Raw genomic sequence first — 13,661 nt, 5'->3', positions numbered from 1 at the left:
GGTTAGACCGGCATGCTCATGATGTCCTTATAGGCGGACAGGAGTTTGTTGCGGACTTGCAGCGTCGCCTCGAAGCCGACCGAGGCCTGCTGGCGGGCGAGCATCACCTTGGCGATGTCGATATTCTCGCCGCGCTCATAGGCGGCGGAAAGCGCGCCGGCCTTGTTCTGGCCTTCGTTGACGCTCTTCAGCGCCTCTTCCATCGTCGCGGTGAAGCTGGTCGGCTGAGTCGACGCCGGAGCGGACGTGCCGCCCGTGGCATTGGCGCGCGACAGCGCTTCGTTGCGTTCCAGGATCTGCGCGCGAAGCTGCATCACCCGGTCGACGCTCATCGCGCCGCCGATTCCCCCCACGCCGCTCATGCCGACACCGCCCGGGTGATGTCGTCACCCTGTTCGCGCGCCTTGGCGAGGCGATAGCGCAAGGTGCGCTCCGAGATACCGAGGCGCCGCGCGGTTTCGATCCGGCTGCCACCGCAGGCAGCAAGCGTCTCGCGGATCGCGGCGAACTCGCTCATCTGGACGATGTTGCCCAACGTCGCGGGCTGGTCGTTGGCGGTGGCGAATACCGGCATCGGCACCGACGGTCGGTCGAACACGATATGCTCGGCATGGATCGTGTCGCCCGCCGCGAACAGCAGCGCGCGCTGGATCACATTTTCGAGCTCGCGGACATTGCCCGGCCAGTCATGACCCATCAGCGCCTCGATCGCCGAGGCATCGGGCCAGGGAACCGTGGTGCGGTTGCCGGCATGGCGCAGGATCAGGGTCGCGGCGAGCGCCGGAATATCCTGGCGGCGCTCGGCGAGCGGCTTGGTGGTCAGCGGGAACACAGACAGGCGGTAGTAGAGATCGGCGCGGAACCGGCCGGCGGCGACTTCGGCCTGCAGGTCGCGGTTGGCGCAGGCGATGATGCGGACATCGACCGAAACGGGGGTCGAGGCGCCGATCGGCACGACCTCGCGCTCCTGCAGCACGCGCAGCAGCTTCGACTGGAGCTGGATCGGCATCTCGGCAATCTCGTCGAGCAGCAGGGTGCCGCCATGCGCCGCGCGGAAGAATCCTTCGCCGCCCGACGACGCGCCGGTGAAGGCGCCCTTCTGGTGGCCGAACAGCAAAGCCTCGAGCATCGTCTCGGGCAATGCGGCGCAGTTGATCGCGATGAACGGGCCGTCGCGGCGCGCGGAGTTCAGATGGATCGAGCGCGCGAGGACTTCCTTGCCGGTGCCCGTCGGGCCGTTGATCAGCACGGTGATGTCGGCGGCGGCCACGCGCTCGGCCAGGGCGTAGAGCGCCAGGCTCTCGGGATCGGCGGCGGTCGGAGCCTCGGGCTCGGCGACCAGCGCACGGACGAAACCGTTGCCGACCTGCGCGTCCTCGGGGCCGAAGGCGATGCGCGCCGGGCTGCCGTCGCGGGCCGGGACGATATGGCGCCCCTCAGCGCCGATCACCACGGTACGGGCAGGCGCGGGCGGCGTCTCGCCATCGGCGACGAGATAGATGTCGCCCGGCTGCGGCCGGCCATCCTCGAACGAGCGAACCGCGAACCCCTGGGCGCGGAGCGACGACACGAGCGTGTATTTCTGCCGCGAGACCGCGGCGGATGGAACGATGGCACGCATTGAATTCCCCCTTCGATGGAAGGCAGATGCGGCACTGATGGTAAACGCCGAGTTAAGCATGTTGCCGTGGCGGCAAATTATTTCCGGGCGGCAGGAATGCGCCGCCGGACACCGTGCGGAAAAGCGTGGTTTCCCGTGGCGGTTTGCAAATTCACTTAATCGCCCCGGCAAGCGGTCGTTACCTCCTGTGACGGCTCGGCCCTCCGCTTTGGGGGCGGCGGGGATCGTCGGATCAGAGTGGAGATCGGACAAATGACTGTTATCGGAACCAACGTTGCCGCGCTGCGCGCGACCAACGCGTCGAACGCGGCGTCGAAGGCGCTGCAGACCAGCATCGAGCGCCTGTCGACCGGCAAGCGCATCAACAGCGCGAAGGACGACGCGGCGGGCTCCGCCATCGCTTCCTCGCTTACCTCGCAGATCAAGGGCCAGAGCCAGGCGATTCGCAACGCCAATGACGGCATCTCGCTCGCCCAGACCGCCGACGGCGCCCTGGGTGAAGTCACCAACATCCTGCAGCGCATCCGCGAACTGTCGGTCCAGTCGGCTTCGGGTACCTATTCCGACGACGACCGTACCAACCTGCAGGTCGAAGTCACCGAGCTGGCCTCGCAGCTGTCGGACATCACGTCGAAGAGCAACTTCAACGGCGTGACCCTGTTCGGCGCCAGCGATGTCGCGGTCAACATCCAGACCGGTTCGGCTTCGGACGACCAGGTCACGCTGACCATCACCGCGCTCGACCTGGACGATGTCGGCGATATCGACATCTCCGACGCTGACGGCGCCACCGACGCGCTCGACACGCTCGACACTGCCCTGCTCGCCGTCAACACGACCCGTTCGTCGATCGGTGCAGGCCAGAGCCGCCTCGAGTCGGTGGTCAACAGCCTGACCAGCAACGTCGCCAACCTGACGGACGCCCGCAGCCGGATCGAAGACGTCGACTTCTCGACCGAAACGACCAACCTCGCCAAGGCCCAGATCCTGAGCCAGGCATCGACCGCGCTGCTCGCTCAGGCGAACCAGACGCAGCAGGGCGTGCTCTCGCTGCTCCGCTAATACCGAGAACGGCCCTGGCACCGCCCCCCAATGAGGGTGTCGGGGCCGACCGGGCTCTACCTGCAAGGGCGGAGCAACCAGGAGCCCCGGCGGTCGCAAGACTGCCGGGGTTTTTGAGTCAGCCGTGCACGAGCGCCGAATCGAACGCCGCCGCGCCGGCCGGGCTGAAGCGGATCGCCCGCCCCTCGCCCCGGCTGGCCCAGCCGGCGGCGATGACATGATCGAGGATCGCCGCGCCCAGCGAACCGCCGAGATGGCTCCGCCGCTCGCTCCAGTCGAGACAGGCGCGGCACAAGGGCCGCCGCGAGCTGCCGAGCTGCGCCACATCGATGCCGATCCCGGCAAGAAAGCCGATACCGGCCGGCGTCACCGCCGGCATATCCTCACCCGTTATCACGCCGCGCCGCGCGAACGCCTGCATCAACGCCACCGCGCGCTCGCCAGCCAGATGATCGTAACAGATCCGCGCTTCGCGCAGCGCCGCGTCGTTCGGCCCGGTCCGCACCCGCATCGCGCCGGTGCGTGCTGCGAGACTCATCAGGCTTTCGAGCGCCTCGCCGACATCGGCCCCGGACAGCTGGAAATAGCGATGCCGCCCCTGCTTGCGCGCGACGAGCAGGCCGGCGGCATCGAGCTTCGCCAGATGCCCGCTCGCGGTCGGCAAACCGACACCCGCTGCCTCGGCAAGCTCACTGACGGTCAGCGCACGCCCGTCCATCAAGGCGGTCAGCATATTGGCGCGCGCGGGGTCGCCGATCAGCGCGGCAATGGCAGCGATACTGGGCCCGTCCTTCATGGTTCGGTCATAACCGAACCATCGACGACAGATCAAGCGCTAGGAAGGCCAGGCAACCACGGAGCCCGACCATGATCACCTGCTTCATCCGCTACGAGATCGATCCGTTCAACGTCCCGGCGTTCGAGCACTATGCGCGGACCTGGGGCGAGGCGATCCCGCGCTGCGGCGCCGAGCTGATCGGCTATTTCGCCCCGCATGAAGGATCGGCGACCACCGCGTACGGCGTCTATTCGATCGCCGATCTGGCCGCGTACGAAGCGTATCGCGCCAGGCTGAAGGCCGATCCGCTGGGACAGGAGAATTACGCGTTCGCGCACGCCGAACGCTTCATCCGCCGCGAGGACCGGCTGTTCCTGCGCCGGGTCGATGCGCAATGATCGCGGTGATCTTCGAGGTCCGCCCCGCCGATGGCCAGAAGGCACGCTATCTCGACCTCGCCGCGGCATTGCGGCCCGAACTGGAGGCAATCGACGGCTTCGTCTCGATCGAACGATTCGAAAGCCTGGCCGAGCCGGGCAAATTGCTCTCGCTCTCCTTCTTCCGCGACGAGACGGCGGTCGCGGCGTGGCGCAACCGGCCGGCGCACCGCGCAACCCAGAAGCTTGGCCGCGACTCGGTGTTCGAGGACTATCGCCTGCGTATCGCGGCGGTGGTGCGGGATTATAGCATGAGCGAGCGCGACGAAGCGCCCGACGACAGCCGGGCAGTGTTCAGCCCCGCCGCATGAGCGCCTTTTTCAGCCGGTCATGCGCCGATTTCTTGATCTGGCAAACGCGCGCCGAGCCGACGCCCAGCACCAGCCCGATCTCCTCGAGATTGAGCTCCTCGACATAATAGAGCTGGATCACCTGCGCCTCGCGTTCGGGCAGCGCGGAGATCGCCCCGATCAGCGCCTCGCGCAGGTCAGCCTCGGCGAGCTGCTCGAACGCGTCGGGCTCGTCGCTGGCGAACCAGGGCTTGTCGTCGGCATAGACCTCGTCGATCGCCTCGAAGCGCACTGGCTCCGCCGTCGCATATTCCATGCGAAGCTTCTCCACGGTGACGCACAGCTTCCCGGCGATGGCGGCTTCGGTCGGCGCATGGCCCAGTTCGGTGGTGAGCGCCGCGATCGCATTGTTATAGGCCCGGCGCCGGCGCATCGCGCCGCGCGTCAAGGTCGCCTGGCGGCGCAGCGCATCGATCATCGATCCGCGCACCCGGGTGACGAGATATTGCTCGAAGCTCACCAGCGCGCGATCCTCGAAAGTCGAGGCGGCCTCGACCAGGGCAACCAGCCCGATCTGGATCAGGTCCTCGACCTCGATCGCGCTGCTCATGCCGCCATGGATGTGCCAGGCGAGCCGGCGGACCAGCGGCATATGCTTCTTGGCGAGCAATGCCAGGTCGGGCGCGGCGGTCCGGCCATAGACCAGGGGCGTCGCATCGACGAACGCGGCGGGGTGCGGCTGCGCGCTCATGCCGGCAGCGCCCCGGGCGCGCCGATCACGGCGACGACCTCGACGGATTTGTCCTCGGGTACTTCGAAGAAGCTCATGACTGGGGTATCCGGCAAGATGGTTCGGACGAGTTTGCGAATGGCGACGCGGATCGCCGGCTGGACGACGAGCGCGAAGGGCTTGGCCTCATCGACCAAAGGCTGGGCGGCACGCTGAAGCGCATCGACGATGCGACGGCCGAGATCGGGTTCGATCGTGTGGCGGCGCGACGGATCGGAACGGACGGCCTGGCCGAGCAGCCCTTCGAGCTGGCCCTCCAGGGTCATCACGCGCAGCGGCTCGCGCACGCCGCACAGTTTCTGGATGATCAGCCCGCCAAGCTCGGGGCGGATCAGCTCGATGATCTCGTCGGCGTCGAGCGTGCGCTGCGCCGCTACCGCGATGGCGGCGGCAATGCGGCGGAATTCCTTCAGCGGCACATTCTCCGCGAGCAGCCCGCGCAGCACCTGGGTGAGCGTGGTCAGCGGCAGCGGGCTGGGCGAGAGCGAGGCGACGAGGTTGGCCGCGCGATCCTTCAGCCCGTCGAGCAGGCTCTGCACTTCGTCGGGACCGAGCAGCTCGCTGGCATGGACGCCGAGCTGATGATTGAGATGAGTCGCGACGACGGTACCCGGATCGACCACCAGATAGCCGGCGCCGGTCGCGGCATCGGCATCGCCGGCCGAGATCCAGACGGCGTCGAGCCCGAAGGTCGGATCCTTGGCCTTCTTGCCCTGGAGATGGCCGTACGCCTGGCCGGTATCGAGCGCGAGCATCTCGTCGGGCGAGACACTGTCCTCGCCGACGGTGACGCCGCCGACGACGATGCGATAGGTGAAGGGCGCAAGGTTGATGTCGTCGCGCACCCGCACCTGTGGCACGACGAAGCCGAGTTCCTTCGACAGCTGGCGCCGCACCCCGGTGATCCGCGCCATCAGCGGGCTGCCGCGGCGCTCGTCGACCAAAGGCACCAGGCCGTAGCCGATATCGAGATTGACCTGCATGCCGTCAGTGACTTCGTCCCAGCCGATCTTCGACTGGTCGACCGGCTCGACCGTGACGGCCTCGACCGGGGCCGGGCGATTGGCGATCTGGCGCAGCTTCCAGGCAGCGAATCCGGCGGCGGCGGCGGCAGGCAGGATCACCAGATGCGGCATGCCGGGCATCACGCCGAGCAAGGCGAGGATGATCGCGACCGGCGTCCAGGTGCGGGCCGAGCCGAACTGGCTGCCGATCTGGCCGGCAAGGTCCATGCTCGAGGTGACGCGGGTGACGATGGCGGCGGCCGCGATCGACAGCATCAGCGACGGGATCTGCGCGACCAGCGCGTCGCCGACCGCAAGCAGCACATAATTGTGCGCGGCATCGCCGATCGTCATGCCATGGCTGACCGGACCCAGGATCAGGCCGCCGATGATGTTGGCGGCAAGGATCAGCAGGCCGGCGACCGCGTCGCCCTTCACGAACTTGGACGAACCGTCCATCGATCCGTAGAAATCGGCTTCGGTCGCCACTTCGATGCGGCGCGCCTTGGCTTCTTCGGGCGTGATCAGGCCGGCATTGAGATCGGCGTCGATCGCCATCTGCTTGCCGGGCAGGGCGTCCAGGGTGAACCGCGCCGACACTTCGGACACGCGGCCCGCGCCCTTGGTCACCACGATCATGTTGATGATGACCAGGATGGCGAAGACGAACAGGCCGACGACATAATCGCCGCCGATCAGGAAGGTGCCGAACGCCTCGATGACATGGCCGGCGGCGCTTTCGCCCTCATGGCCGTGCACCAGCACGACGCGCGTGGACGCGACGTTCAGGCTGAGGCGGAACAGGGTGGCGAACAGCAAGACGGTCGGGAAGGCGGAGAAGTCGAGCGGCTTCTGCGCGTTGAGCGAGACCATCAGCACGGCGAGGCTGATCGTGATGTTCATGATGAAGAACAGATCGAGCAGCGCCGACGGGATCGGCACGACCATCAGCACGACCAGCAACAGGATCGCGACCGGCAGGGCGGAGGAGCGGACCAGCGGCCCGACGCCGCCACGCTTGAGAGCAACGGCCATGGTCTCAGGCCCCCAGGGTCGCGAGCATCATATACGCCAGCCGCGCCGTATCGGGCGTCGGCCGCATCAGGCTGGCTGTCTGCACGCGGGCTGATCCTCCATTGATCTGGTCGAGCGTGGCCTGCGCCCAGACGGCGGCCTCGCTGGTGCTGTTCTCGCCATTGCCGGGGATGACGGTCGCACCGGAGTCGCCGAGCGTGGTCGAGGCGAGCTGGACGGCGCCGGCCCGAACCGAACCGCCTGCCGCGCCGTTTTCGAGCTTGGCGGCAAAGCGCTCATAGATTTGCGACAGGGTGCGCGGCTGGCCGTTCGAGGCGTAGAAGACGTTGCGATTGGCACGCGCGGCGGCGGGGAACATCGTCGCGCCGGTGCGGTTCGGATTGTCCTGCATCGCGCCGAGGAACGACCGGGCGCCGCCCAGGCCGAGGAAATGCGCCATATAAAGGTCGGTGCCGGTGGCATCGCGACCGAGCGCGCTTTCGATCGCGTCCTTGTTGTCCGAAGCATGCTCGGCCGCCATGATCGACGCGGTCTGCGGGTCGTTGCGCAGCGCCAGGATCGCGCGGCGCATATTGGGGTCGCTCACCGCCATGCGGCCCGAGCTGGTGGTCGAGATGCTGTCGGCGGCCCAGCCGAGACCATGTTCGGTCCCGTGCTGCTTCATCACGCGAAGCCAGCTCTGCTCGATGAACTGGTACAGGCCCGAGGCGCTCGAGGTGCCGGCGCGTGCATCGGCGCGCATGCCGCTTTCGAGCTGCGCCTGACCCATCAGGTAATGGAAATCGATACCGGTCTTCTGGCTCGCCAGCGCGATCGCCGACTGCACCGAGCCGGTCGCTTTGGTACCCGTAAGAGTGGCAATCGGATTGAAGGTCATCATTCCCTGGCTGCGTTGCCCTTATTCAGGGTCACAGCAGCAAGGAGCGTGCCAGTTGGGGAGGGTGAGGACGGACCGGCTTCTTCCTCTCCAGTGGGAGAGGATAGCGAAGCTTGACAGCTTGCTGTCTAGCGTAGCTTGGTGAGGGGCTCCGGGAGCTATCGATAGCTCCCGGAGCCCCTCACCAACTCCGACTAGATCGCTGCGCTCTCAAGTCTCCGTATCCTCTCCCATTGGAGAGGAGGGATAGCTTCAAGCGTAGGCCTTCAACCCCATGCCGCGGCTATAGCCCATGCCGGCATCGCCGGTCAGACTTTGCAGGCGGCGGCGAACATTTGCCGCCATCAGGTTCACATAGATGCGGCAGGCCTCGTTGAGGCGGCTGGCCTCTTCGGCCAGGTCGCGCAGGTCGGGGCCGGTCGGGCCTGTGCCCAGCGCCGCGATGGTTTCGATCCCGGCAAGCTTGGCCTGGGTCGCCCGCTCCAGCGCCGCGACATCGTTCGCCTTCAGCGCGGCGATCTCGGCGTGGAGCGATTCGATCACCCCGATCAGCGCGTCGCGTTTGGCGTTATTTGCCGTCATGCGGATTCCATTCGAGCTTGAGCGCGATCAGCCGGTCGGCGATCTTCGCAGGATAGATCGGGAAGGTGCCGTTGCGGATCGCGGCGCGAATGCGGGACACCCGCTCATGATCGACCGGCGCCTGCTCGGTAAAGCCGAACGCCATGGCCGAGAGCTTCAGCTGCTCCGCAACAACGCCTTCGCGGCCCGTCGCCTTGGCCGCGGGGGCGGCCTGTGCGGTGCGCGCGACCGGGGCGACCTGGAGATCGCGTCCGGCAACTGGCTTTGAGCTGATCGAATCCACCACGCCTGCACCTTTGAGGTTACGCTGACAGGAGGAGTAACGACCGTTTCGCCGACACCTTAAGGAATTATTCCGTCCATCCCGGCAGCGTCGCGCGACCGGATTCGATCGCCACAGCCTGGACCGGCGCCTTGGCGCCGTCGACCTTCACCAGGAAGCGCGCGCCGGGCGCCGCATCGGCCATCGCGACCCCGTCGCGGGTGATCGAGAAGCCGGGCGAGCCGGCCGCGATCATCACCGGATCGCCGCGTTTGATCACTGCCGCCAGCTTGACCGGCGCGATCGTGACGGGCGCCGCGGCCCGAGGCGCGACAGCCGGGGTCGCCATGGCACGAACGGGCACGAAGATCCGCCATTCCGGGCCGGTACAGGTCACCACGACGGCGTCCTGGCCGGCGGTGCGCCACGACATCGAGACCATCGGGCAGGCGGCAAGCTTCAGCCGCGCGTCGACGACGCTGCGGGCGCCGCCGAGGTCGCCGATGCCCTTGCCGGTGAAGGCGGCAACCGCCCGGTCGATCGAGGCGGTATCCTGAAAGGGCCCGGCAGCGACGGCCGGGCTGGCCAGCAGCACCAGCGGCACAAACAGGCGGGTAACGGACAAGCGAGACATTCTATTCTCCCTGGAACGGCAAATCCGGGTTGCCGGGCGGCAGATCATTGCCGCTCCCCGGCAAAGCCGATGGTGATCACGACGGTGCGGTGGGTGCGCCCCGGAATTTCGGGCGCGTTGACGATGGTCATGCGGCCGGCGGGCACGACATGCGCCTCGGCCAGCGTGGCGGCGACGGCGCGGGCACGGTCGGCGGCGAGGACCGCGCCGCTGCCGGTCAGGGCATCGACGTCGCCGGCCGAGCCATCGACGCTGCCGCTGATCTTCAAGGTGACGCGCGGATCGCGCACCGCCTCGCGCGCCCAGGCGATCAGGCCTGCGGGCGTCGACGGCAGCGCTGCCGAACCGGGGGCGAAATTCATCATCGCCGCCGCGGCGACGGGAATGGGATCGGGCGTCGCGGCCGGGCTGCTGGACACGCCGAAACCCTCGCGGATGCCCTGGGCCAGCGCTTTGCGGTCGAGATGCTGGCCTGCCTGGATCAGCACGAAAAAGCCGACCAGCAGCAACGCCAGATCCGCGAGCGTCATCAGCCAGATCGGCCGCGCGGGCATTGTTTCGGGAAACTCGTCGGTCATGCCACGTCGGCCATCGGCACCGGAATGCCCAACGAGGGCGCGGCGGACCGCGGCTGCTCGCGGGCAGCGAGCGCAACCAGTGGCGCTTCGAGCCGCAGCCGCTCGACCGCTTCCTCGCGGGCGTGGCGACGCAAGCGCGCGGCCACCGGTGCGGCAACGAGATTGGCGAGCAACGCGCCATAGAGCGTCGCGAGCAGCGCGATCGCCATCGATCCCCCGATCGCGGCGGGATCGTCCATCTTCACGAACATGCCGACCAGGCCGATCAGGGTGCCGACCATGCCCATCGCGGGCGCGACCTCGGCCATGCCGGACCAGACATCGGCGGCGGCGACATGGCGGTCGATCCGCGCGCGGCGATGATGCTGGACCAGCGCCTCGACGTCGGCGGCCGGCCGGCCATCGACGATCGCGGCGATCGCGGCGGCAACATCGGCATCGGCGATCACCGAGCGATCGAGCGCCATCACGCCGTGCCGCCGGGCGATCCGGCCCAGCGCGGCGACCTGGTCGAGCAGCGGCCCGGCATCGAAGCGCCGCCGGCCGATCGTGCCCAGCGCCGCTAGCGCCCGCGACAGATCGCGCATCGGCGTGCGCAGCACGACCGCAAGCAGGGTGCCGCCGCCGACGATCGAGATCGCAAGCGGGTCGAGGAACGGGCCCATCATCTGGGCGATATCGGGTGCTGTCGTCATCGCCCCCGTACGTTGCAAGGGGTGGGCCAAGTGCCGGCCGGCGGCGATCGCCCCCCCACATCGCCCCGCATCGCCGCGCTCCCGACCCGGCAAGGCGGCAGGGCGACCGGCAAGATTGCCGCCGCACCGGCAAGGCCTTGCCGTTTCCCCTGCCGCAAGGGGCGCAGGAAACCGCGCCTGACCCGGCAAAGCGCATTTGGCACGGCCTTTGCTGAGTTCCCTCGCGCAATCTTGCGCAGGAGAAGGCCCATGGCCAGCGACATGCTTTTCGGAGTCCACGGTGCGGCGCTACAGGTGCGTTCGCAGCGGATGGGCCTGCTCGCATCGAACATCGCCAATGCGTCGACCCCCGGCTTCAAGGCCAAGGACATCGACTTCCGCACCGCGCTCTCCGCGATGGAACAGTCGGACAGCACCGGCGGCAGCAGCAGCATCGAGAACTCGGTGCGATACCGCGTGCCGAGCCAGGCGTCGCTCGACGGCAACACGGTCGAGCTGTCGACCGAGCAGACCGCCTTTGCCGAGAACGCCGTCCAGTACCAGACGACCCTGTCATTCCTGAACGGGCGGATCGGCCAGATCACCCGCGCGCTGAAGGGCGAATAACATGGCTGACAACGGCCTCAACATCTTCCAGGTCGCCGGGCGCGCCATGTCGGCGCAGCTCATCCGGATGAACACGACCGCGTCGAACCTGGCCAATGCCGGGGCGATCACGGGCAGCGCCGACACCGCCTACCGCACGATCAAGCCGGTGTTCCGCACTGAATATGACAAGATGACGGGCCTCGCGACCGTCAATGTCGAGAAGATCGTGACCGCCGGCGGCGACCCGACCAAGCTCTACGACCCGTCGCACCCGATGGCCGACAAGGACGGCAACGTCTTCGTCAGCGCGGTCGACGAGACCCGCGAGCTGGTCGACATGATGGAGACCGCCCGCAGCTATCAGAACAATGTGGAGGTGATGCAGACCGCGAAGTCGCTGATCCTCGATACCCTCAAGCTGGGACGCTGATCATGAGCTCCGCCTTCGACACCACGCTCAACAATCTGGGCATCAACCGCACGACCAACAGCGCGCCGGTCGCCTCGTCGGGCTCGACCTCGCTCGGCCAGGCGGACTTCCTCAAGCTGATGACCGCGCAGCTGAAGAACCAGGACCCGTTCTCGCCGGTCGACAACACCCAGATGGTCGCCCAGATGGCGCAATTCTCGTCGCTCGCCGGCATCACCGACATGAACACGACCTTGAAGGCGATCTCGGACAAGCTGTCCGGGACCAGCGCCAGCGACGCGCTCGCTTATGTCGGCCGCACCGTGCTGACCGAAGGCAATGTCGCCTATGGCCGCACCTCGGGCGGGATCGCCGGCGCCGTCGAGATCGATGGCGATGCGACCGACGTCAACGTCACGATCGAGGATGCCAATGGCCAGGTGCTGACCACCCAGCATCTCGGGCCCCAGCCCAAGGGCACGATCAACTACGACTGGGACGGCAAGACCGATGGCGGCGCTGACGCTGGCCCCGGTCCGTTCAAGGTCACCGTCTCGGCCGCAAACGGCGGCGCCACCGTCGCCAGCCGCGGGCTTGTCTGGTCGCCGGTCGCCGCGGTCTCGATGCCCGCCTCGGGCTCGCCGATCCTCACGCTTCCCGGCCTCGGCCAGGTTCCCATTTCCGCCGTTCGCCAGATCGGCTGACCCCAGACCACCCAGGAGTAGCTCAGCATGTCCTTCTACACGTCACTCAGCGGCCTGCAGGCGGCCCAGACCGAGATGTCGACCATCTCGCACAACCTCGCCAACGTCGCGACCAACGGCTTCAAGAAGAGCCGCACCGATTTCGCCGACGTGATCGCGTCGAGCGTCACCTCCGATCCCACCAAGGTGGTCGGCTCCGGTACGGTCGTGAAGGGCAACCGCCAGCTGTTCACCGAGGGCAATCTGAAGGCGACCGGCTCCTCGCTCGACATCGCCATTTCGGGCGACGGCTTCTTCACGGTCAAGACCAACGGCATCAATGCCTCGACCGCCTATACCCGCAACGGCAGCTTCTCGGTCGATCCGGCCAGCCATTATGTGGTCGATGCCCAGGGCAGCGCGCTGCAGGTCTATCCGGTCGACGCCGAGGGCAATGTCACCGCGACCGGCCAGGACGGCCTGATCAACCTGACGCTCCCCGAGACCAGCGGGACGCCGACCGCCACGTCCAAGGTCGCGCTCGATGTCAACCTGTCCGCCAACGCGACCGCGCCGGGCACCGCGTTCGATCGCACCAATGCCGCATCGTACAACAATTCGACCGCGACGACGATCTACGACGCCAGCGGCAATGCGATGACCCTGACCAACTATTATGTCCGCAACGACGCCGCGAGCGCCGGCGGCGCGAACAGCTGGTCGGTCTATTCCTATGTCGGCAACCAGCAATTGAGCGTCGGCGGATCGACCAACCCGGTGACCGTGACCTTCGACGCCGCAGGCACGATGACCGCGCCGACCACGCCGATCAGCTATGATGCCTTCACCTCGTCGTCGGGCACCTCGGCCCAGAGCCTCACCTTCGACCTGACCGGCACGACCCAGGCACCGAGCGCCTTCTCGGTCCAGGCGCGCAGCCAGGACGGCAAGTCGGTCGGCCAGCTCGCCGGCGTGACCGTCGACGAATCGGGCGTGGTCAGCGCCAATTTCTCGAACGGCGACACCAAGCCGCTGGGCAAGGTGGCACTCGCCAACTTCGCCAATCCGTCGGGCCTTCGCCAGATGGGCAACAGCTATTGGTCGGCCAGTGGCATCTCGGGCGAAGCGACGCTCGGCAGCGCCAACGACAATGGCTTCGGCTCGCTGATGTCGGGCACCGTCGAGGGATCGAACGTCGACATCACCGAGGAACTGGTCGCCCTGATCGCGGCACAGCGGAACTTCCAGGCGAACGCCAAGGCGCTCGATACCGCCGGCCAGATCTCCGAAACCATCTTCAACATCCGCAGCTGATCTCAGGGGCGGACGGGAAAAC

Annotated in this window: 18 protein-coding genes; 7 read left to right on the top strand and 11 right to left on the bottom strand. The window is 67.4% G+C overall.

Annotated elements, in window-relative coordinates:
- Positions 1-2 precede the first annotated feature (2 nt).
- Both fliE and AC1RT8_RS22865 read right to left on the bottom strand, forming a co-directional pair.
- On the bottom strand, positions 3-362 hold the full coding sequence (gene fliE, locus AC1RT8_RS22870) for a flagellar hook-basal body complex protein FliE (RefSeq protein WP_493078644.1): 360 nt from the start codon (positions 360-362) through the stop codon (positions 3-5).
- Complete coding sequence (locus tag AC1RT8_RS22865) at positions 359-1,621, bottom strand: sigma-54 interaction domain-containing protein (RefSeq protein WP_493078643.1); 1,263 nt, start codon at positions 1,619-1,621, stop codon at positions 359-361. The genes fliE and AC1RT8_RS22865 overlap by 4 nt, the downstream gene beginning before the upstream one ends.
- Positions 1,622-1,873: 252 nt before the next feature.
- Between AC1RT8_RS22865 and AC1RT8_RS22860 the strand changes: the two genes are divergently transcribed.
- Positions 1,874-2,683 carry a flagellin N-terminal helical domain-containing protein gene (locus AC1RT8_RS22860; protein WP_372856528.1) on the top strand — a complete coding sequence of 270 codons (810 nt, stop codon included), beginning with the start codon at positions 1,874-1,876 and terminating at the stop codon, positions 2,681-2,683.
- A 118-nt stretch (positions 2,684-2,801) separates the two neighbouring features.
- Here the strand turns inward: AC1RT8_RS22860 and AC1RT8_RS22855 are convergent, their stop codons facing one another.
- Entirely contained in the window at positions 2,802-3,479 is a 678-nt protein-coding gene (locus AC1RT8_RS22855; RefSeq protein ID WP_493078641.1) for an ArsR/SmtB family transcription factor, read from the bottom strand.
- A 71-nt stretch (positions 3,480-3,550) separates the two neighbouring features.
- Here AC1RT8_RS22855 and AC1RT8_RS22850 point away from each other — a divergent pair, with 71 nt between their 5' ends.
- Both AC1RT8_RS22850 and AC1RT8_RS22845 read left to right on the top strand, forming a co-directional pair.
- Positions 3,551-3,859: an NIPSNAP family protein gene (locus AC1RT8_RS22850; protein ID WP_493078640.1), complete on the top strand. Its 309-nt coding sequence runs from the start codon at positions 3,551-3,553 to the stop codon at positions 3,857-3,859.
- Positions 3,856-4,209, top strand: a complete 354-nt coding sequence (locus AC1RT8_RS22845) for an antibiotic biosynthesis monooxygenase family protein (RefSeq protein ID WP_493078638.1) — start codon at positions 3,856-3,858, stop codon at positions 4,207-4,209. Before AC1RT8_RS22850 ends, AC1RT8_RS22845 begins: the two co-directional genes overlap by 4 nt.
- Here the strand turns inward: AC1RT8_RS22845 and AC1RT8_RS22840 are convergent.
- The 8 genes from AC1RT8_RS22840 to AC1RT8_RS22805 form a co-directional block, all read right to left on the bottom strand.
- Positions 4,193-4,939, bottom strand: coding sequence for a FliA/WhiG family RNA polymerase sigma factor (locus tag AC1RT8_RS22840; protein WP_493078636.1), 747 nt, complete (start codon positions 4,937-4,939; stop codon positions 4,193-4,195). The genes AC1RT8_RS22845 and AC1RT8_RS22840 overlap by 17 nt on opposite strands.
- Complete coding sequence (gene flhA, locus AC1RT8_RS22835; protein ID WP_493078635.1) at positions 4,936-7,017, bottom strand: flagellar biosynthesis protein FlhA; 2,082 nt, start codon at positions 7,015-7,017, stop codon at positions 4,936-4,938. The genes AC1RT8_RS22840 and flhA overlap by 4 nt, the downstream gene beginning before the upstream one ends.
- A 4-nt stretch (positions 7,018-7,021) precedes the next feature.
- Positions 7,022-7,894, bottom strand: coding sequence for a lytic transglycosylase domain-containing protein (locus AC1RT8_RS22830; protein ID WP_493078633.1), 873 nt, complete (start codon positions 7,892-7,894; stop codon positions 7,022-7,024).
- A 252-nt stretch (positions 7,895-8,146) separates the two neighbouring features.
- Entirely contained in the window at positions 8,147-8,476 is a 330-nt protein-coding gene (locus AC1RT8_RS22825) for a flagellar protein FlgN (RefSeq protein WP_493078631.1), read from the bottom strand.
- Complete coding sequence (flgM, locus tag AC1RT8_RS22820; protein WP_493078629.1) at positions 8,463-8,759, bottom strand: flagellar biosynthesis anti-sigma factor FlgM; 297 nt, start codon at positions 8,757-8,759, stop codon at positions 8,463-8,465. The genes AC1RT8_RS22825 and flgM overlap by 14 nt, the downstream gene beginning before the upstream one ends.
- Positions 8,760-8,826: 67 nt before the next feature.
- On the bottom strand, positions 8,827-9,372 hold the full coding sequence (locus AC1RT8_RS22815) for a flagella basal body P-ring formation protein FlgA (RefSeq protein ID WP_493078627.1): 546 nt from the start codon (positions 9,370-9,372) through the stop codon (positions 8,827-8,829).
- 44 nt (positions 9,373-9,416) lie between these two features.
- Positions 9,417-9,950: a flagellar motor protein MotB gene (locus tag AC1RT8_RS22810; protein ID WP_493078626.1), complete on the bottom strand. Its 534-nt coding sequence runs from the start codon at positions 9,948-9,950 to the stop codon at positions 9,417-9,419.
- Positions 9,947-10,645 (bottom strand): motility protein A, encoded by a 699-nt coding sequence (locus AC1RT8_RS22805; protein ID WP_493078624.1) that lies wholly within the window; start codon positions 10,643-10,645, stop codon positions 9,947-9,949. Before AC1RT8_RS22805 ends, AC1RT8_RS22810 begins: the two co-directional genes overlap by 4 nt.
- Positions 10,646-10,894: 249 nt before the next feature.
- Here AC1RT8_RS22805 and flgB point away from each other — a divergent pair, with 249 nt between their 5' ends.
- From flgB to AC1RT8_RS22785, 4 genes are read left to right on the top strand one after another with little or no spacing between them, the layout of a single operon-like run.
- The gene (flgB, locus tag AC1RT8_RS22800; protein ID WP_372856517.1) at positions 10,895-11,251 is read left to right on the top strand and encodes a flagellar basal body rod protein FlgB; all 357 of its coding nucleotides are present in this window, start codon (positions 10,895-10,897) and stop codon (positions 11,249-11,251) included.
- Between the two features lies 1 nt (position 11,252).
- Positions 11,253-11,663 carry a flagellar basal body rod protein FlgC gene (gene flgC, locus AC1RT8_RS22795; protein WP_372856516.1) on the top strand — a complete coding sequence of 137 codons (411 nt, stop codon included), beginning with the start codon at positions 11,253-11,255 and terminating at the stop codon, positions 11,661-11,663.
- 2 nt (positions 11,664-11,665) lie between these two features.
- Positions 11,666-12,346, top strand: a complete 681-nt coding sequence (locus AC1RT8_RS22790; RefSeq protein ID WP_493078622.1) for a flagellar hook assembly protein FlgD — start codon at positions 11,666-11,668, stop codon at positions 12,344-12,346.
- Between the two features lie 27 nt (positions 12,347-12,373).
- Complete coding sequence (locus tag AC1RT8_RS22785) at positions 12,374-13,639, top strand: flagellar hook protein FlgE (RefSeq protein ID WP_493078620.1); 1,266 nt, start codon at positions 12,374-12,376, stop codon at positions 13,637-13,639.
- Positions 13,640-13,661 lie beyond the last annotated feature (22 nt).

This window comes from Sphingomonas sp. GW821-FHT10F11 (assembly GCF_058809095.1).
This window is presented reverse-complemented; position numbering and strand designations above follow the sequence as displayed.